This is a genomic window from Corallococcus interemptor (assembly GCF_003668875.1).
Lineage (GTDB): Bacteria > Myxococcota > Myxococcia > Myxococcales > Myxococcaceae > Corallococcus > Corallococcus interemptor.
Genome location: NZ_RAWM01000103.1, coordinates 1 through 19,088, shown reverse-complemented (window position 1 = coordinate 19,088; position 19,088 = coordinate 1). Strand labels below are relative to the sequence as shown.

Below are 19,088 nucleotides of genomic sequence, written 5' to 3'. Positions count from 1 at the left end.
GGGCCTGGCTCCCCGGTTGCTCGAGCGTCCACCGCCCATCCTCGCAACGTGCGCAGTGCCCTCCCGGGAGACCAGTCACCGGGGAGGGGCGCGGCGCTCGGAGGGACGGCCCCGCGCCCTAGCTGGCGTTGTCGCCCTTCTTGAACGAGAGGACCGCCGCCGCGTCCAGCGCCTGGAGGAAGCGGATCGCCAGCGGCACGGCCACGCGGCCTCCCACGCCGCCACCTTCGACGAACACCGCGAAGCCGATGCCGTCACGGACGCCGACGAACCACGCATGCGTCGGAGGCGGCACGGCCGTGCCGAACTCCGCCGTGCCTGTCTTGCCCTTGAGCCCCGGGATGTGGGCGGCGGACTTCGCCGTGCCGTCCGTCACCACCGCGCGCATCAGCTCGCGGAGCGCTTGAGTCGTGCCGGGGACCAGCCGTGACTCCGGGCCTGCGTCCGCGTCCGCCAGGAGGCTCGGCGCATGCCAGACGCCGGTGTCCGCCGCCGACACGACGGTGGCCATGTGCAGCGGCGTCACCAGCACGCGGCCCTGCCCCATGGCATCCGCCGCCAGCTCGGCGTCGTCCTTCGGTGGAGGGAAGGTGGCGCCGGGGGACGGCAGGCCCACGTCGTAGGACACGCCGAAGCCGAAGCGCCGGGCCGCGTCCTCCAGCGCGTGCGGGGGCAGCTTCTCCGACAGCTGGATGAACGTCGTGTTGCACGACAGCGCGAACGCCCGGCGCAGCGTGGTGGGTCCCAGGACCTCGGACTCGAAGTTGCGGAAGCGCTTGCGGCCCACCGTCACCTCCAGGGGACACTCGACGCGCGAGTCCGGCTTCAGGCCGCTGGCGAGCAGCGCCTCGGAGGTCACCAGCTTGAACGTGGAGGCCGGGGGATAGCGTCCCACCAGCGCGCGGTGCCATCCCTCCCCCAGCGGCCTGCTGGCCATGGCCAGCACGTGGCCCGTGGCCGTGTCCACCGCGACCACCGCGGCGGGAAAGGTGACGTCCACGAGCGCCGCCTCCGCCGCCGCCTGCACGTCCCTGCGCAGCGTGGTGCGGACGTCGCGGCCCGGCTCACCGTCGAAGCGGTAGAGCAGGTCGCTGCCGCCGGAGCGGTGAAGGAGGCGCACCTCACCGGAGGGGCGTCCCGCCAGCGTCCGCTCCTGCGTTCGCTCCAGGCCGGACAGGCCCACCACGTCTCCGGGTTGGTAGGGCATGCCCAGGGCCTGGAGCGCCTCCGCGGTCACCTCGCCCACGCGGCCCAGCGTGTGCGCGGCGAAGCCCTCCGCGGGGCTGAGGCGCGCGGGCTTCTTGCGGAAGAAGATGCCGGGCACCGGCGCGAGCACGCCTCGCACCTGTTGATAGCGTTCCTGGCGCACGTCGATGAACGCGAGGAACTGTTCGGGTTGCGCGTTCGCGGCGTTGAGCGCGGCGAGCACCCTGGCGGGGTCCACGCCGAGCTGCGCCTGGAGCACGCTGGCCACGGCCGCGCGGTCCTTCACGCGGCCCGGCATGACGCCGACGCGGATGACCTCTCCCGGGACGGTGAGCGAGTCCCCGTTCGCGTCCAGCAGCGCGCCGCGAGGCCCCCACGTCCGCGTGCGGCCGAAGCGGTCTCCGGGCCGCGCGTCGGGGTGGAACACCTCCGGCGTCCAGAGCAGGCCCCAGCGCTTGCCCCGGAGCACGAAGCGCAGCCGGGACTCCACCTCCCAGTCGCCCAGTCCCCGCAGCGTGTGCACGCCGATGAACCGCACCACCGCCGTGGTGGCGCCCTGGGACTCGAGCTGGGGCGGCTCGAAGCGCGAGGCCACGACGCCCAGTTCCTGCCTCCAGCGCGCCTGCTGCGCGTCGTAGTCCTGGGGCGCGTCCACGAGCACGCGGCGCTGCGCCTCCACGTCGTTGCGAGCCCAGGCGTCCAGGTACTGGAGGGCCAGGCCCTCGGGGCCCGAGGGCACCGTGGGCGCGGGCACCGGAGGCACCGTGGGCCTCACGGTCTTCGGCGCGCACGCGGGAAGCAGCAACAGGAGCCAGAGCCCCACCCAGGAAATGACCGCCCGTCCGTACACGCGTCCCCCTGTACCGCGCCCCGCGCGCCGAGGCGAACATCCGGCGCTCGCATCCACCGGCACGCACGCGCAGCGTGGATCAGCGGACGGTCTGCTCCTGGGTCTTGCTCGCGCCGTCGCCCGTCGCCGTGACGGTCAGCGGGCCGGCCGTCGCGGCGCGGAGGTAGAAGATGCCCTCGCGCTGCGGGTTCTTGAGGCTGACCACCGTCACGGGCGCATCCGAGCAATCCGGCAGCAGGTGGAACGTGGCGCCTGGGTCCGTCGCGGCCAGCGCCACCTCCGGCACGGACAGCGGGGCCAGGTTGCCCACCAGGTCCCAGCCCTGCACCACCAGCGCCTCCGAGCACGTCCCCACGTCCAGCGTCCGCGCCGGCGTGGCGAAGCCCACCTGACGCTCGTCGCCTTGCGCCGCCACGTCCATGGCGATGGCGTTGCTCGGATACACCGCCTCGTCGTACCCGTCACCGCTGATGCGGTTGAGGCTGATGAGGTTCGCGGTCCCGTTGTCGGAGATGGCGGCCTGATAGGAGCCCGTCAGGTCCGTCTTGGTCAGCGTGTTGCCAATCACCTGGAGGTTCTGGGAGCCGGGGGGCGGCGTGAAGTCGAGGTCCATCGCCTGCAAGAGGCTGACGCCGACGTCGTTCTCCTCCAGCACGTTGTCCTCGATGCGCAGGTCGTGGCACAGCTCGCGGCCCGCGCCGTAGTACGGACCGCCGAACACCAGGATGCCGGAGCCATAGTCCCGCTCGAAGATGTACGCGTTGCCCCGCACCTGGTTGCCCATCACCTGTCCGGAGACGCCGTGCGCGAGCTGGATGCCGACGCGCGCGATGCGGTCCGTGGGCCCCAGCCCGTCGATGACGTTGTCCTCCACCGTCGCCACCACGCGGCCCAGCACCACCACGCCCGCCTTCTGGTAGCCCGTCAGCTGGTTGCCCCGGACGGTCACCGCCACCGGCGTGGCGCCCGCCGCGAGGTTGCGCACGTCGATGGCGAAGCCCTCCTGGCAGCCGCCGAAGTTGCCCGCCTGGCTCAGGTCCTCCACGACCGTGTCCTCGATGGTCCCGCTCGCGCCCTCCAGCAGGATGCCGCGCAGCCGATCCGCCTCCCCGTCACACACGTCCGACAGGTTGCGCGCCGTCACCGTGACGTCGCGCACGTTCGCCACCGTGCCGCGGTTGCGCAGCACGGCGCCCTTGTAGTGGTCCCCGGCCCCATCCTCGGACGCGGTCAGCGTGTGCCCGGCGCCGTTCAACGTGTAGCCGTCCGGGATGAACATCGCGCTCTGGACCACGCAGTCCTCGCGCAGCGTCACCTGGCCGGGCGTCAGCGTGACGGGGCACGGGGACTCACCCGGGCCGCAGCGCCGGCCGGCCCACGCCACGGAGAAGGCGTGCCGCGTGCTCGCGCCAGAGGCGTTCGTCACCACCAGCTCCACGGTGGGCGTCACATCCGCCGGCAGGCAGGAGAGCTCCGTCCAGTCCACGCTGCTTGCCGCGCCATCGCTCACGGGAGTGCCGAGCGCCCCCACGTTCGACGTCCAGGCGAACGTCATCGCCTCGCCGCTCGGGTCCGTCACGTTCACCACGCTGAACGTCACGCGTTCGCCCGCGAGCGCGCTGTTCGCGGACTGCGACACGGTGGTGATGACCGGGGGCGCGTCCGCGCGCACGCACAGGTTCACGAGCTGCTCCGTGCTGCCACCGAAGCCGTCCGTCACGGCGCCCTTCAGCTGGCAGCCGCAGTCCGTGGGCTCCGCCGTCGGAGTGAAGGCGGGAGTGGCCCGCGTGACGTCATCGAAGGTGCCCTCGCAGCTCGCGCTCCACGCATACGTCAGCACCTCCTGGGGACCGTCCTCGTCCGTCACCGTCGCCTGGACCTGGAAGTGACCGCCCAGCATCACCTGCTGGGGCGCCCCTGCTTCGGAGGGAATGGGGGCGCGGTTGGCGAAGGTGTCCCCCAGCCACGCGGGCCCGCGCACCGTGCCCACGGCGATGCGGAACTGGAGCGTGGACACCGCGCCCCGCGCGTCCGTGACCCGCAGGCTGATCAACGCGCCCTTCTTGCGCGAATCGGCGTCCTCGGGGAGGGCGGCCGTCCACTTGCACGACGCCTCCGTGCAGTCGAGCACGCCCGAGGAGGCGGTCCAGGCGTAGGTGAGCGCGTCTGAATCCGGGTCACTCGCGTGCGCGAGCAGGTCCACCGTCGCGCCATCCTCGACGATCGCGTTCGGTCCGGTCACCGCGAGGATGTGCGGCGCATGGTTCGCCACCGCGGGAGGCGTGCCCCGGGGCTCGGGCACCATGACCGCGAGCGCTTCGCCATACCGGGGGACCCGCACGCCCCGCAGCTCCACGAAGGCCCCGATGGTGTCCGGCGAGTCCGTGACGTCCGCACTCAGGTAGACGTCCTCCCCGGAAACATTCGGCCTCAAGCTGCCAGCCCAGACGTGGTCACCCTCCGGGTCTTGCGTCAGCGTCTCGTACGCCCCGCCGCGAGACGCGGGGATGGCACTCACGCCGACGGACCGGGCAACCACCGAGCGGGGCGCCGCGACCACGACCCGCACGCCACCGGCCAGCGGCGCCGTGAAGGCGGGGTCCTCCTCCACGCAACCGACCGAGGTCAGCAACAACAACCCCACGAGGTGCAACGCATGGGCGGGCTTCAGGGTCACGGCATCCTCGGGGGAAGAAGGACGGAGCGGGAACGATACCGGGGGATTCCCACACGTCCAATCCACGGGGAGCCCGGGCCCCGTGCGCCGTCCAATGCCTGCCAATGCTCCGCGACCCGAGGGCCGGTGCTACGGGAATCCTTGCTCGGCGCTGTACTGCTCGACATGCCCTGACAACGGAGTCCTCTCCCGGGCGTTCGCGCCGCCCTCCCGCCGCATGGTCCCGAGCCGCGTCGCGGTGATGGGGTCCACCGCGTGCATCCGTCCAAGCCCCGCAGGCCCCAGCCCTGGCCCATCCGGCTCGCCCACTGGGCCAACGTGCCGCTGCTCGCCATCCTCGCGGCCAGCGGGTTGCAGATCCTCGTCGCGTATCCGCGCATGGGACCTCGCGGGCGGCCCTTCGCGCTCTACCCCTTCCAGGACGCCATGCCTCCCTCGTGGATGCGCCTGGGTGACTGGCTCGCGGGAGCGCGCAGCTGGCACTTCGCGTTCGGCTGGTTCCTGGCCCTCAACGGGCTCGTGTACGTGCTCTACCTTGCCCTCAGCGGAGAGTGGCGCCGCCGTCTGTTCCTCCCTCGCCGCGACACGCGCGATGCCGTGGCCACGCTCGCTTATTACCTGCGGCTGCGTCCCGCGCCCGCGCAAACGGGCCTCTACAACGGGCTCCAGCGGCTGGCCTACACCACGGCGCTGATCATGGGCGTGCTGTCCGTCCTGTCCGGCCTCGCCATCTACAAGCCCGTGCAGCTCCAGTGGCTCACGAGGCTCTTTGGTGGCTACGACCCCGCGCGCTTCGTGCACCTGCTGCTGCTCGCGCTGTTCGCGTTCTTCACCGTGGGCCACGTCGCCCTCGTCGCCCTGCACCCGCGCACCTTCGGGGAGATGATCACCGGCGGGAGGCGACCCGATGCCCCCTGAGCGCATCCTCACCCGCCGCCGCGTCCTGCTGGGCGCCGCCGCGCTCGCCACCAGCGCCTGCGATTCCCAGCGTCCGCGCGAGGGCTTCCTGGGCGTCATGGACCGCTTCAACGAGCGCGCCCAGTCCGCCCTCTTCCACCCCAACCGGCTCGCCCCCGAGGAGCCCGTCGGACAGCTCACCCCGCCCGGCGACTTTCCCCACTACTTTCTCTCCGACACCGTGCCCCTGGCCCCCGAGGGCTGGCGGCTGGACGTCGGAGGACTCGTGGCCCGGCCGCGCGCCTTCACGCTGGAGGAGCTGCAGCGGCTGCCCCGGACGGACTACCGGATCCGCCACCACTGCGTGGAGGGCTGGAGCGCCGTGGCGTCATGGCACGGCGTGCGCGTCAGCGACCTGGCGCAGGCCGTGGGCGCGGATCCGCGCGCGGGGTTCGTGGAGTTCCGCTCGTTCGACCAGGGCTATTACTCGTCCTGGGACGCGCCTGGCGCGCTGCACCCGCAGACCGTGCTCGCGTACGGCATGAACGGCGCGCCGCTCATCCCCGGGCACGGGGCGCCCCTGCGCCTCTATTCGGGCGTGAAGCTGGGCTACAAGATGGTGAAGTACCTCACCACCGTGCGCTTCCTCCCGGAGGCCACGGGGGGCACCTGGGAGGACCGCGGCTACGAGTGGTTCGCCGGCGTCTAGCGCTTGGGGCTCACGACGCCCGGCAGGAACGGCGTGAAGCCGCGTTTGCGCAGGCTCTCGCGCTCGGCGAGCATGGCCGCGAGGGCCGCCTCGCGGTTGGGGTAGTGGTTCACGGCGGCGCCGTTGATGACGCCGCTGGTGCCAATGTACATGAGCGTCATCTCGTCACCGCCGTAGCGGTACGAGCGGTGCGTGTTGCGCTCCAGCACCTCGCGGCGCACCTTGCCGAAGGTGCGCCCCGCCGTGTGGCGGACGACGAGCCCATCCAGGTTGATGAGCAGGTCCACGCGGCCGTTGAACTTCGCGAACTGCGCCTCCACCTCGTCCCGCCAGCGGAACACGTCCTCGTCCGTGACGAGGATGCAGTCGGTGAAGTTCGCGGTGACGACGTCGTGCTCGGCGTCGCGGTCGAACGACATACTCCAAGCCATGGCACGTCCTCCTTCAGGCCTGCGCGGCGTTGCCCGCGAGGAACGCCGACACCAGCGCGGCCGTCTCCGCCGGACGCTCCACCTGGGGGTAGTGCCCCGGCCCCGGCAGGTGCGTCATGCGCGCGTTGCGGATGAGCCCCACCACCGCCTGCTTGAGGAACATGGGCGGCAGGAACGGATCATCCGTGGCCACCACCAGCGTGGGCGCGGTGATGGCGGACAGCCGGTCCGCGAACCCGCCCGCCGTCCAGGAATCGAAGCACTGCTCGATGGCGTCCTTGGACACCGCGCCCGAGTCCTTCAGCAGGGCCTCCAGCGACTCCGGCGACAGCTGCTTGCAGGCCAGGCCCAGGATGGTCTTCTGCTTCTCGCGGTCCCCCGCGGAGGTGCGGAACAGCCCGGCCGCGTCCGGAGGCAGCGGCAGGCCGGCCGCGGGCACGGTGTTGAGCAGCACCAGCCCGGTGACGCGCGAGGGCGCATCCGCCGCCACCCACTTGGCGATCTGCCCGCCCATGCTGTGGCCCACCAGGGCGAAGCGCTGCGCCTTCGCGTGGTCCGCCACCGCCACCACGTCCTGGGCGTACTGCGCCAGCGTGTACCCCGACGCCGGGCGGCCGGACGCCCCGGTGCCCCGGTGGTCCGGGACGATGAGGCGAAGGCCCGTCAGGTCCAGCTTCTCCAGCATCGGGTCCCACACCGCGCCGGACACCATCCACCCGTGCACCAGCACCACGTCGCGAGGACCGTCCCCGAACACCCGGTAGTGCAGGGGTGTTCCATCCGTCGCGGTCGTCGTGGGCATGGGGGCTGTCCTCTTCGGGGGGAAAGACTGAGAAGTCACGTCTTGCAGGGGACGCGTAGCAAGCCACGATTGGGGCGTGGCCGTCCACCTGCTCGGGGGTTGCCTGACGGTCCGAGGAGCGGGCTGTCCTGACGGGTAGGTGCTCGGGGACGGAATGAAGGGTGGGAGAGGGTGCGCGGTTTGCGGCAGACTCGGGCGCGTCATGACGGATGGACGCGACGGGACGGCGGGAGCGAAGCGCACGGTGTACTGCGAGGACGCGCTCGCGTGGCTGGAGGCACGGCCGGTGCTGGAGGGGTGCTCGGTGGTGGCGTCGATGCCGGACGTCTCCGAGTTCCCCCAGCTCACGGTGCCGCAGTGGAAGGACTGGTTCGTGGGGGCGGCGGCGAAGGTGTTGTCGCGGGTGCCGGCGGACGGGGTGGCGGTGTTCTACCAGTCGGACGTGAAGAAGGACGGGGCCTGGGTGGACAAGGGCTACCTGGTGTCGAAGGCGGCGGAGGCGCAGGGATTCGACACGCTCTGGCACAAGGTGGTGTGCCGCAGGGCGCCGGGGACGGTGACGTTCGGCAGGCCGGCGTACTCGCACCTGCTGTGTTTCAGCCGGGGGTTGAAGGCGGACGCGGCGAAGTCCACGGCGGACGTGTTGCCGGACCCCGGCGAGGTGACATGGACGCGAGGCATGGGGCTCAACGCATGCCTGGTGGCGTGCCGCTTCATCCTGGAGCAGACGCGGACGCGAACGGTGGTGGACCCCTTCTGCGGCCACGGCACCGCGCTCGCGGTGGCCAACGCGCTGGGCCTGGACGCGGTGGGCGTGGAGCTGAGCCGCAAGCGAGCACGCCGCGCGAGGAACCTCCAGGCGGCGTGGACGGGCGGAAAGCTGGTGCTCTCCAGCGCGGCCGGCGACGACGGGGAAGAGCCGTCGCCGGAGTGACGGCTCAGGCGTCGTCCTCGAAGGACGCACATAGGTGGCCTGCAGCCCTACTGCGCCGTAGGCTCCTGGTTGAGAACGAAGGAGGAAAACGCGGTGCCCACCACGAATCAGGCGCTAGATAATCTTAGGAGCATGCAGGAAAGCATCGAAGGAAAGCTTAGGCGTTCCATCGACCACCCCGGATTCGCTGCACGCCTCATGGAAACTGTGGCACGCATTCGGGCAGGTTCTCGGTTGACATTAAATCGCGCCCACGAGCTATCCAACGAACTACAACGGCCACTTACAGAAGCACGTGACAAAGCAAATCTGCAACTCAACGAACTACATCAAGAATATCAAAAATTACAACAAACAGTCAATTTCATCACCGAACAACCTGAGCGAGCAAACGCGCAGCGGCGCATCCGCGACCTCGAACAAGAAATTTCGCATCGCGCCAACGAAGTCAATCTACTCAACTCGAAATCAAACGTAGACATCGCCGAGTTCCTCGAACGAGAAACAGACGCATTCGACAGCCTAATCAACACTATGTACGCCTATCTCGATGAGACATCCGCACTACTGCGAGGACTGGATGCCACCGAGAAAGTCCGAGAGATAGCAAAGGCTGATTTTGCAACGAAATCGGCATCTTTCCAGGAAGCCGCCAGCTTCCATCGAAGACAGGCCACTGGGATGCTGGTATCAATGGCCATCATTATTTCAGCAATTGCGCTTGGCATCTACAAGTTGTTCATTCAATGGCCCGCCCTCCCAACGCCTTCATCAACTGGTTCACACGCCCAAATCCCGGTTGACCAAATTGCGCTTCTTGTGACAGGCCGCATAGCATTTTTGTTCCTCGCTGGGTGGGCCCTCAAGTACGTCGCAGACCTTCACCGTTCCCACGCTGAACAGGCTGTTATTTATCGCGATCGAAATGCGGCGCTGGGGATTGCAGAAGCAATGCTCGCAGCCTCACCAGGAGATGAGCAGCAACGCGAACTCCTGAAGATGCTTGCCGATGGCTATCTCAACTTTGAGCAAAGCGCATTCCGGCGGCATCACAAGCTCGAAACAAAAGAACCCGCCATTGACGTCCAGATCAAGAGGCTTAAAGACGCAGTTGATGCGGTGAGACCGCTTCTTGATCCAGTTGTGAAAGCAGCTGAGAAAGCGAAGTAGAAGTCACCAATCCACGCACTCTCAAGGGCGCTCGCGACGACGGCGGCGGGAGAGCTCGCGCAGGGCACGCGCCGGTTTCGGCGGTGCATCCACGGCCTTCGCCACGCGGTCGAAGTCCTTCGCGGGCAGGACGATGGACTCCTCCCCCATCGCCCTCCACTCCAGCCGGGTCAGCGCCGGCGAGCTGTACTCGCGCAGGGGCTGTCCGGGCTCCGCGGGCACGAAGGCGAGCCGAGCGCCCCGGCGCGCCTCCAGCACCACCTTGTCCAGCAGGCTGATGGCCTCGGTGATGATCTCCGACACGTCCCCGCCCAGCTCGCGCCGCAGCCGCTGGACCTGCTCCATGACCGGGTCGGAAACGGTGGGTTGAAGTCGATGGGACATGGCGAGCACTCCTGACTCACTTCTGATTCAGAAGTGAGTCACTTAGTCCTCACCCACCCCAGATGCAACTCAGGCCGCCTGCGCCCCCGCGAGCGCCTGGGCCACGTCCTTCTCCAGCTGCGTCAGGAACGTCTCGAACAGGCGCTCCTCCAGCGCGAGCGCGGGCTCCAGCGTCACGCCCGCCTTCTCCAGGCGCTGCATGCAGGCGTCCTCGATGGCGCGGCGGTGCGACTGCTCCTCCACCACCACGCGCCCCAGCTCCTCGCGCACCACCGCGTGCCGCGTGGCCGCCTTGTAGAGCGGATAGAGCACCATCGCCCGGCGCTCCACCACCGCCGTCGTGAGCAGGTACTGGAGGTACACGTCCGGCGTCCCCGTCACCAACGTCACCCACTCCGCCAGCTGCCGGTCCAGTGACTGGAACCACGCCGCCGCCGCTTCCACGCTCAGGAACTCCGTCACGTCCTCGCGGCCCGCCACCTCACACGCCAGCCGCTTGAACGTGAACGCATGCCGCGTCTCGTCCGCCAGGTGCCCCAGCACCTCCAACGACGGATGCCGGTCCGCCACCGTGCGCGAAATCTTCCGCGCACCAATGAACTCCAGCAGCGACACCGTGTGCAGCCACCGCACTTCCAACTCCGCAGATTGAGCCAGCTGCCGCAACACCGCCTGGATTCTGTCACGCATGGTGCGCCCCTCTATCGCGCCCCGCACGACCTCCCAAGCACTGTCGCGCGGGACAGGAGCCCTTCCCCACCCTGGCCGGGAAGCCAGGGACGGCGGACTGGCCAACAGTGTCCGTGTCCTCGCGTTTGACCGGGAGGCCGCAACCGCCGTCTGCTTCCCTTCAAGTCGAGGGCTGCGCCTGGTGCCGGGGGGTTGACCAGCATGCGTCCACATCGCGGAGACCTGCATCCGTCCGGGCACCGTCCTGCCCGCGCCGCGCCATTGCACTCCCGCACCGGAGCGCGCGCATGAAGTCCCCGCCCGCCTCCTCCTGCCTGGGCGTCACCACCTTCCGCCGCTGGATGCGCGCCCAGGACGCGGGCCGGCTCCTCGCGTCCCTGCGCGTGCGCTCCGTCGCGGGCTTCCTCCTGCGAGGCTCCGCGCTCGTGGGAGCCACCGCGTGGGCCCCCGGCGTCCACGCCTTCTTCGCCGTGCCCCTCACGCCCGCGCTCGCGTGCTTCCTGCCCTGCGCCGTCCACCGCGTCGCCTTCGCCTTCGTGCACGCGCGCCGTGGACGCGTGGCCGCGTGGGGCTGGCTCACGTGGCTGCCCGGCCTGGCGCTGGAGCACTTCTTCCTCGCGACCCTCACGGCGCTCGCCGCGCTCCCCGGCGCATTCCTCCTGGGCGTGCTGCTCATCGGAACCTCCGCCGTGCACGGCCGGCGCTACCGGGTGACGTGGCGCGAGCCCTTCCTGATGGTGGGCACGCTCGGGGCCCTGCTGGGCGCGGCGGCCCTGGGGTGGCACGCGCCAAACGGGCGGCTGCTCACCCTCGTGGGCCCCGCCGCCGTGGTCGCGCAGCTGTACGTGGGCTCGCTCGCCGTGCGCTACGACCAGGCCCGCGCGGACGCGGACCGCCTGCGCGCCGCCGTGCACGCGCAGCTGGTGGAACAGCAGGAGCGCGACGTGGGCCGCCTCACCCAGGCCATGGCCGAAATCCTCGGCCACCACCAGGGCATGGACCAGGCGCTGCACGAAGCCGGCACCGCCGCGGACATGCTGAAGGCCTTCGGCACGCAGCGCGGCGGGCTCGCGCGCTCCGGCTTCGACGACCAGGCCCGCCAGCTCCAGGACAGCCTGCGCCAGCTCCAGGAGATGGTGAGGGAGGTCCGCGCCAAGAGCCGCCGCTTCGCCGGCACCGACCCGGAGGCCGTGGACCTGGGCGGGGTGTTGGAATCCGTGCAGGCCCAGGTGTCCCTGCGCTTCCCGGACGTGGACATCCACGTGGAGCTGGAGCCGCCCCGCCCTCCTCGCGCGCTCGTGCGCGGCGGACCGCTCACGCTGCGCCGGGTGGTGGAGAACCTGGTTGTCAACGCATGCGAGGGCAATGGCGAACAGGGCGCGTCCCGGGTCTTCATCCGGGCTCGCACCGAACCGCTCAGCGGCCGCCTGGAGGTGGTGATCGAGGACGACGGACCCGGCTTCCCCCCGGAGCGCCTCAACGCGCCCGCGGAGGAGCTCTACACGACCAAGTCCCAGGGCACGGGGCTGGGCCTCTACACCAGCGAGTGCCTGCTCCGCGCCAGCGGCGGCCTGCTGCACCGGCACAACGGACCGGGCGGCGGCGCCCTGCTCCGCATCCTGCTGCCCCGGGAGTACCCATGAAGCCCCTCAGCGCCCTCATCCCGATGGTGTCCTCGCCCCTCGCGCGCGGGAGGGATGCGAACGAAGCCGTGGCCCCGGCCCCGCTCACGCCGTTCGACGTGCGGACGTACCATGAAGCCCTCGCCGCGCGCGGACTCGCCCGCCAGGGTCCGGGGCCCCGCGTGTACGGCCACACGGGGCTGGTGGACCGGCTGCCTCCGCCCGGCACGCCGGGCCCGGAGCTGCGCGAGTGCCTGAGGCGTTCACAGGAGGCGCTGCTCGCGGAGCTGGCGCGCGCCATGGGCCCCTTCCCGGACGGCGGCGAGGTGCTGGACGTGGGCAGCGTGCTGGGCGGCAGCGCGCTGTACTGGGCCCAGGAGCACCGCGCCCGGGTGACGGCGCTGCTGGCCGTGCCCTCGCACCTGGAGCAGGTGCGCCGCTTCGCGCACGAAGCCGGCCTGGGCGCGCACGTGCAGGCCCGGCTGTGCACGGGAGAGCCGCCCCGGCCCCGCGAGTGCTACGACGCCGTCATCGCCGTGGAGAACACCTGCGCCCTGCCCCGCGCGGAGTGGCTGCGCGGCGTGCACGCCCGGCTCAAGCCCGGCGGCGTGCTGGCCGTCGCGGACTGCTTCTGGGTGCGAGCCAACGCGATGCACCCGTCCGAGGACGCGTGGAGCCGGCACCTGGGCAGCGTGAACGCGTTCCTCGCCGACGCGCACGAAGCCGGCCTGGAGCTGGAGGCCCACGACGACGTGTCCGCGAGGGCGGTGGGCTTCTGGACGCTGAGCTCGGAGCTGCGCGTCCACGAGCACCTGGCCCGCGCCCCCGAGGACGCTCGCGGTCTGCGCGCCGCGCTCAACGCCGTGCGCGCCGAGTCGCGCCGCGAGCACCTGTGGCTGCAACAGGGCCTGCTGGATGGAGGCCTGGAGTACGCGCTGCTCGTGCTGCGCCGCGAGGGTTGAGCCGTCATCACATTCGACCGGCCAGCCCTGCGGGCCCCTGCCCCACAGGCCGGGGCGTGAGCGGCCCGGCGGCGCGGAGCCTCCGGACGATGTCCTCGCGCCGTCCCACCCCCAGCCTTGGGTTCGTCACACCAACACGGGGGATCAGACATGAATGGCTTCACGCGATGGATGGTGCTGGGGGCGGTGGCGGGCGCGATGGCCCTGACCGGGTGCCAGAGCAAGGAACGCTCGCAGGAGGGCGGCGGCGGCACGGGAGGCTCCGGAAGCATGCAGGGCTCCCAGGGCTCGCAGGGCGCCTCCGAGCCTGGCATGGGCGCCGGGCAGCAGGAGCAGGGCACGGGCACGAGCCAGGGCGCGGGTTCGACGATGGACCAGGGCATGGGCGGCTCCGGCTACGACGCGGGTGGCACGGGTGGCGGCGGTGACGCGGGCATGGGCGGCGCCGGTGACGCGGGCATGGGCGGCTCCGGCATGGAGGGCTCCGGTGGCTCCGACACCGGCGGCTCCATGACTCCGGGCTCCAGCGACGACATGGGCTCGTCCGGCAGCAACACCGACACCGGGAGCACGGGCGGCTCGGTCCCCGAGCCTACCCGCTAGGCCTTGAGGTCCGGGACGGCGCGGGCGGGCCCTGGTGGCGCGCCCGCGCCCCTCACCTTGAAGCTTCACCGCCAGCGCGTCCGACGTGCCGGGTTTCCAGCGATGAACACCGTCTGGGACCGGAGGACATGTGCGGTGTCCACCGGCGGATCACCCTGGGGGGCGGGAAAGTCGGGGAGGCGTCAGGACTCGGGTACGGTGCCGGCACGATGCGCTTCTCCTTCGTGCACGCCGCGGATCTCCATCTGGACACGCCGTTCCGGGGAGTGGCCACGCACGGCCCGCTCCTGGAGCGCTTCCAGCAGTCCACCTTCCAGGCCCTGGCCCGCATCGTGGACGTGTGCCTGCGCGAGCGCGTGACGTTCCTGCTGCTGGCCGGGGACCTGTTCGACGTGAAGGACCGCTCGGTGCGCGCGCGGCTGGCGCTGCGCACGGAGCTGGCGCGGCTGGACCGCGCGGGCATCCAGACCTTCATCGTGCACGGCAACCATGATCCGCTGAGCGGAGACACCGGCACGCTGGGGCTGCCCGCGTCGGTGAAGGTGTTCGGCCCGCGGTGGGAGGACGTGGAGGTGCGGCGCGAGGGCCGGCGCCTGTGCCACGTGCAGGGCGTGTCCTATCCGGACGTGGAGGTGCGCGAGAACCTGTCCGCGCGATTCCGCCGCACCGGCGAGCACTTCAGCGTGGGCCTGCTGCACGCGAACCTGGGCGGCGACGCGGGCCACGCGAACTACGCGCCGTGCACGGCCGCGGACCTGGCGGCCGGCGGCCTGGACTACTGGGCCCTGGGCCACGTGCACACGCGCGCGGAGCACCTGCTGCCGGGGGGCGGCGTGGCGGTGTACCCGGGCAACCCGCAGGGCCGCCACGTGCATGAGACCGGTGAGCGCGGCTGCGTGGTGGTGGACGTGGAGGACGGCATCGCGCGCAGGCGCTTCGTGCCGGTGGACCGCGTGCGCTGGCACCGGCTGGACGTGCCGCTGTCGGGCGTCACGTCGCTGGACATGCTCCAGGCGGTGGCCTCGGAGGTGGTGGAGTCGCGCTGCGCGCAGGACTTCGACGGGCACGCGGTGCGCCTCACGCTGGCCGGACGCGGCCCGCTGCACCGGGAGCTCGCGAGGCCCGGCGCCAGGACGCAGCTGGAGGCGGACCTGCGCGAAAGGCTGGCGCGGGCGCATCCACCGGTGCTGCTGGAGTCGCTGCGCGATGGCAGCCGGCCGGAGGTGGACCTGGAGGCGGTGCGCGCCGGGGGCGGCTTCCTGGGCACGCTGCTGGAAGAGGCGGAGGCGCTGTCCCACGACGACGCGGCGCTCGCGTCGCTGTGGGACGACGAGGACCTGACGACGCTGGGACAGCGGCTCAAGCGGCTGGGCGTGGACGCGCTGGAGGCGCCCCGGCCGGAGCTGGTGGCGCAGGCGGGGCAACGTGGCGTGGAGCAGCTCCACGAGGAGACGTCATGAAGCCGGGCCTGCGCATCACCCGCTTCCAGGTGGACGGCTTCGGGCACTTCCGGGGCTACTCGGGGACGCCGGGGCCGGGGCTCACGCTGCTGTACGGCCCGAACGAGGCGGGCAAGAGCACGCTGCTCGCGTTCCTGCGCGGCGTGCTGTTCGGCTTCGAGAAGCGCGGCCAGCCGGAGCGCTACGAACCGGAGGGCGCGCTCTTCGGCGGCGAGCTGTGGCTGGACACGGCCTCCGGCCCGCTGGTGGTGCACCGCCACGGCGGCAAGCGCGCGTCGGAGGGCACGCTCACGGTGCGCGGCCCGGACGGGCAGCCGCTGCCGGAGACACTGCTGGACCAGGCGCTGGCGGACGTGCCGCGCGAGCTGTTCTTCGAGGTGTTCGCCTTCCGCCTGGATGAGCTGTCGTCGTTCCAGCGGCTCGCGAAGCAGCGCGGCGTGTCGGAGGCGCTGTTCGCCGCGGGCATGCAGGGCGCTCGGCGGCTGCCGGAGGCGGTGGAGCGGCTGACGAAGGACTCCGAGGCGCTGTACCTGCCGCGCGGCCAGAAGAAGGAACTGAACCTGGTGATGAAGGACCTGGAGGAGGTGCAGCAGAAGCTGCGAGAGGCGGGGGACCGGCCCGCGCTCTACTTCTCCACGCGGGACCGGCTGGAGGAGTGCATCGCGGAGGGCCACGCGCTGGAGGTGGCGCGCAAGCAGACCGAGTCCGCGCTGGACCGCGCCTCGCGCTTGGACTCCGCGCTGGGGGACCTGGCGGTGCTCGCGCGCGACCGGGCGGAGCTGGCCACGCTGCCGGTGCTGGACACCTTTCCACCGGGCGCGGAGACGCGGCTGGAGGACGTGCTCCAGCGGCGCAAGACGTACCGGGCCCAGCAGGCGCAGCTGCATGAGCGGCTGGCGCCCATCGAAGAAGCACGGGAGCGGCTGACGGCCCCATGGCCCGTGCGCGAGCGCGCGGAGTCCCTGCGCACCGCGCTGGCCACGTACTCGGGACACTCCGAGCAGCTTCGCGGATTGCCCGCGCGCAGGGCGGCGCTCACGTCGCGGCGGCGGCAGCTGGAGCAGTCGCTGGGAGAGCTGGGGCTCGAGGTGGACGCGGGCGGGCTGCTCGCGCTGGACCTGGGCGCGAGGGCACGCGGGGAGCTGGAATCGCTCGCGGCCCGGCTGGACGCGGCGGACGCGGCGCTCGCGCAGGCGGAGGCGGATCAGACGCGCACGCGCGAGGAACGGGCACGGCTGGAGACGTCGCTGACGCGGGTCCTGGCGGAGCTGGAGTCCCTGCCCGAGGCGCGGCCCGCGCAGGTGCGGCAGCGTCAGACGGCGGTGGGGCGGATGCGCGCGGTGCGCGGGGACCTGGAGCGGCTGGCCGAGCAGCGGATGGAGCAGCGCCGCCAGATGGACGGCGTGCGTGCGCCCACGGACGCGGTGCCCATGCGCTCGTTGCTGCCACAGTCGTGGGTGGTGGCGGCGGCCATCGTGGCGCTGGGGTTCGCGGCGCTCGCGGGGTGGCTCGCGGGTCCGACGGTGGGCGTGCTGTGCGCGGTGGGCGGCCTGCTGCTGGTGGGGTTGCTGTTGTTCGTGCGCCACCGCGTGGAGACGGCGCGCAAGGCCAGCCTGGAGGCGCAGGCGGCGCGGCACCGCTGGAGGCAGCAGGAGGAGGAGCGCTTCCGTTCGGCGCAAGCGGCGCTGAGCGCGCGCGAGGAGCTGCTCCAGCGGGAGCTGCTGCACGCGTCCGGCGCGGCGGGGCTGTCCCCGGGCGCGTCGCTGTCGGACCTGGCCGCGCAGGAGTCACAGCTCGCGGAGCTGCTGACACAGGCGGAGCGGCGCGAGCTGTTGATGCGTGAAGAGGACACGCTGCGCACGGCCTGGGACGCGGCGGTGCGCGAGGACCAGCGCGTGGAGGAGGCACGGCTGCGCGCGAGCCAGCGCGAGGAGGTCCTGCGTGAGGAGTGGATGGCGTTCCTGGTGTCGCGCCGCTTCCCGGAAGCCCTCTCCGCGGCGTCCGCGCTGACGCTGTGGCTGGATGCCGCGTCGCTGCGGCAGCGGCTGTTGGACCTGCGCACGGACGAAGAGGAGTTCACGGTGGCGGAGGCCGCGTGCGAAGCCGTGACGGCGCGGCTGCTGCAAGAAGCACATGCGGCGGGCCTGCCCCCGGGGCCCGCGGAGACGGTGGCCGCGCGCGTGTCCGTGGCGCTGGAGGAGGTGCGTTCGCGGGCAGCGGATCAACGCCACCTGGACGGCCAGCGCGGAGAGCTGCTGGCGGAGAAGGCGCGGCTGGACCAGCTGGCGCTGGATGAAGACCAGGCGTGGGAGGCGCTGCTCGCGGAAGGCGGTTGCCAGGACGAGGCCACCTTCCGCCGCCGCGCGGTGCAGGCGCGAAGGTACGCGGAGCTGACGGCCCGGGTGCGCGAGCACGTCCAGCGCGTGCAGGCGCTCACCGGCCTGGGAGAGAACGCGGCGCACGAGGAGGTGCACGCGGCGGGCGGAGAGCCGGGCCTGAAGGAACAGCTCGCCACGCTGCGCGAGCGTCACCGGGAGGAAGGCGAGCGGCACAAGGCGGTGCTCACCGAGCAGGGCAGCCTGAAGACGCAGCTGTCGCAGTGGGAGAACGACGACCTGGTGTCGCGGCTGCGCATCCAGGAGGAGACGCTGCGGGCGAAGGCGGCGGAGCTGGCCACGCGCTACGCGGCGGACCGGCTGACGCTGGCACTGCTGGGACGGGCGCGCCGCAGGTTCGAGGAGGAACAACAGCCCCGCGTCATCCAGCTGGCGAGCGAGCTGTTCTCCGAGCTGACGGCGGGACGCTACCGCCGCGTCTTCATCCCGGCGGGCGACGCGCGAGAGCTGCGGGTGAGTGACGGCGCGAGGGACTGGAGCGCGGAGCAGCTGTCCCGGGGCACGCGAGAGCAGCTGTTCCTCGCGTTCCGTCTGGCCGTCATCCGCGACTTCGGAGAGACGCGGGGCACGCTGCCACTCATCACGGACGACGTGCTGGTGAACTTCGATCCAGAACGGGCCCGGGGCGCGGTGCGCCTCTTCGCGAGGATGGCCGAGGCCCACCAGGTCCTCGCCTTCACCTGCCACCCGTGGATCCGCGAACTCTTCGAAGCCGAAGGCGCCCACGTCCTGGAGCTGCCCGGCGCCACGAAGGCGCCTCGCGAAGGCCTGCGGGTCGTCTCCGGCGGGTAGGAACTCCAGGCGCCACGGCAGCCCGGGCCTCCAGGTCGATGCAAAAAAAAATACTGGGAGCGCGCCCCCTCGACGCGCTCCCAGTAACTCAACCCCTCCCCCGAGGGGTCCCCCTCTCGGATGCGGCCCCCAAAGCTCCGCGTCCGTCCTGCTTTTCCTTCAAAACGTCGACTGCCAAAAACCTTGAGTCCCGGAAGATCAACCCCCGAAACCCTTTCCCCCTCTGCCCGGTCCGCTCTTGCGGCCCGAGCCCTTGGACCCTGGTGGCTCTGCCCCCAGCATCCCCACCTCGCCTTCAATACGTCGGCCGGAAAAAACCTTGGTTCGGCCCTGTTTTTTTCCGCCGCTCCCCCCCTGAATCGGCCCGCGTCAGCCCTGCTGCTACAGTCGCCCACCCTGGAGGGGCGCCATGCGGAAGCCGTCGGCGGTGGTCATCGGGGTCGTGCTCCTGCTCCTCCTGGGAGCCGGGGTCTTCTGGTGGCTGCGCCCCACCTCCCCCACCC

The 19,088-nt window shown here is 71.4% G+C and carries 15 protein-coding genes; 9 read left to right on the top strand and 6 right to left on the bottom strand.

Features of this window, described 5'->3' with window-relative positions; translation table 11 throughout:
• Positions 1-118: 118 nt before the first annotated feature.
• Both D7X96_RS28650 and D7X96_RS28645 read right to left on the bottom strand, forming a co-directional pair.
• On the bottom strand, positions 119-2,029 hold the full coding sequence (locus tag D7X96_RS28650; protein ID WP_244219757.1) for a penicillin-binding transpeptidase domain-containing protein: 1,911 nt from the start codon (positions 2,027-2,029) through the stop codon (positions 119-121).
• Positions 2,030-2,135: 106 nt separating this feature from the next.
• A complete protein-coding gene (locus tag D7X96_RS28645) occupies positions 2,136-4,733 on the bottom strand; it encodes a right-handed parallel beta-helix repeat-containing protein (protein ID WP_147468419.1) in 2,598 nt (865 codons plus the stop codon).
• Between the two features lie 255 nt (positions 4,734-4,988).
• Here D7X96_RS28645 and D7X96_RS28640 point away from each other — a divergent pair, with 255 nt between their 5' ends.
• Together D7X96_RS28640 and D7X96_RS28635 are read left to right on the top strand one after the other, a co-directional pair.
• Positions 4,989-5,651 carry a cytochrome b/b6 domain-containing protein gene (locus D7X96_RS28640; protein ID WP_121771208.1) on the top strand — a complete coding sequence of 221 codons (663 nt, stop codon included), beginning with the start codon at positions 4,989-4,991 and terminating at the stop codon, positions 5,649-5,651.
• Positions 5,641-6,339 carry a molybdopterin-dependent oxidoreductase gene (locus D7X96_RS28635; RefSeq protein WP_120549200.1) on the top strand — a complete coding sequence of 233 codons (699 nt, stop codon included), beginning with the start codon at positions 5,641-5,643 and terminating at the stop codon, positions 6,337-6,339. Before D7X96_RS28640 ends, D7X96_RS28635 begins: the two co-directional genes overlap by 11 nt.
• On the opposite strand, the gene D7X96_RS28630 is transcribed toward D7X96_RS28635, so the two are convergent.
• Together D7X96_RS28630 and D7X96_RS28625 are read right to left on the bottom strand one after the other, a co-directional pair.
• A complete protein-coding gene (locus D7X96_RS28630) occupies positions 6,336-6,770 on the bottom strand; it encodes a hypothetical protein (RefSeq protein ID WP_120549201.1) in 435 nt (144 codons plus the stop codon). The two genes, D7X96_RS28635 and D7X96_RS28630, sit on opposite strands and share 4 nt — an antisense overlap.
• Before the next feature lie 13 nt (positions 6,771-6,783).
• Positions 6,784-7,572, bottom strand: a complete 789-nt coding sequence (locus D7X96_RS28625; protein WP_120549202.1) for an alpha/beta fold hydrolase — start codon at positions 7,570-7,572, stop codon at positions 6,784-6,786.
• A 202-nt stretch (positions 7,573-7,774) separates the two neighbouring features.
• On the opposite strand from D7X96_RS28625, the gene D7X96_RS28620 reads away from it, so the two are divergent.
• Positions 7,775-8,506, top strand: coding sequence for a class I SAM-dependent methyltransferase (locus D7X96_RS28620; protein WP_121722963.1), 732 nt, complete (start codon positions 7,775-7,777; stop codon positions 8,504-8,506).
• A 93-nt stretch (positions 8,507-8,599) separates the two neighbouring features.
• Positions 8,600-9,676, top strand: coding sequence for a hypothetical protein (locus D7X96_RS39675; RefSeq protein ID WP_147468418.1), 1,077 nt, complete (start codon positions 8,600-8,602; stop codon positions 9,674-9,676).
• 21 nt (positions 9,677-9,697) lie between these two features.
• Here the strand turns inward: D7X96_RS39675 and D7X96_RS28615 are convergent, their stop codons facing one another.
• Both D7X96_RS28615 and D7X96_RS28610 read right to left on the bottom strand, forming a co-directional pair.
• Positions 9,698-10,060 (bottom strand): hypothetical protein, encoded by a 363-nt coding sequence (locus tag D7X96_RS28615; RefSeq protein WP_147468417.1) that lies wholly within the window; start codon positions 10,058-10,060, stop codon positions 9,698-9,700.
• 69 nt (positions 10,061-10,129) lie between these two features.
• Positions 10,130-10,750: a hypothetical protein gene (locus tag D7X96_RS28610; RefSeq protein WP_121771206.1), complete on the bottom strand. Its 621-nt coding sequence runs from the start codon at positions 10,748-10,750 to the stop codon at positions 10,130-10,132.
• 287 nt (positions 10,751-11,037) lie between these two features.
• Here D7X96_RS28610 and D7X96_RS28605 point away from each other — a divergent pair, with 287 nt between their 5' ends.
• The 5 genes from D7X96_RS28605 to D7X96_RS28585 all read left to right on the top strand — a co-directional run bounded on the left by D7X96_RS28605 (position 11,038) and on the right by D7X96_RS28585 (position 18,585).
• Positions 11,038-12,393 carry a sensor histidine kinase gene (locus tag D7X96_RS28605; RefSeq protein WP_120549206.1) on the top strand — a complete coding sequence of 452 codons (1,356 nt, stop codon included), beginning with the start codon at positions 11,038-11,040 and terminating at the stop codon, positions 12,391-12,393.
• The gene (locus D7X96_RS28600) at positions 12,390-13,334 is read left to right on the top strand and encodes a class I SAM-dependent methyltransferase (RefSeq protein ID WP_120549207.1); all 945 of its coding nucleotides are present in this window, start codon (positions 12,390-12,392) and stop codon (positions 13,332-13,334) included. The genes D7X96_RS28605 and D7X96_RS28600 overlap by 4 nt, the downstream gene beginning before the upstream one ends.
• A 150-nt stretch (positions 13,335-13,484) precedes the next feature.
• A complete protein-coding gene (locus D7X96_RS28595; RefSeq protein WP_147442776.1) occupies positions 13,485-13,937 on the top strand; it encodes a hypothetical protein in 453 nt (150 codons plus the stop codon).
• 209 nt (positions 13,938-14,146) lie between these two features.
• A complete protein-coding gene (locus tag D7X96_RS28590; RefSeq protein WP_120549209.1) occupies positions 14,147-15,397 on the top strand; it encodes a metallophosphoesterase family protein in 1,251 nt (416 codons plus the stop codon).
• Positions 15,394-18,585 carry an AAA family ATPase gene (locus D7X96_RS28585; protein ID WP_121771205.1) on the top strand — a complete coding sequence of 1,064 codons (3,192 nt, stop codon included), beginning with the start codon at positions 15,394-15,396 and terminating at the stop codon, positions 18,583-18,585. Before D7X96_RS28590 ends, D7X96_RS28585 begins: the two co-directional genes overlap by 4 nt.
• Positions 18,586-19,088: the final 503 nt, after the last annotated feature.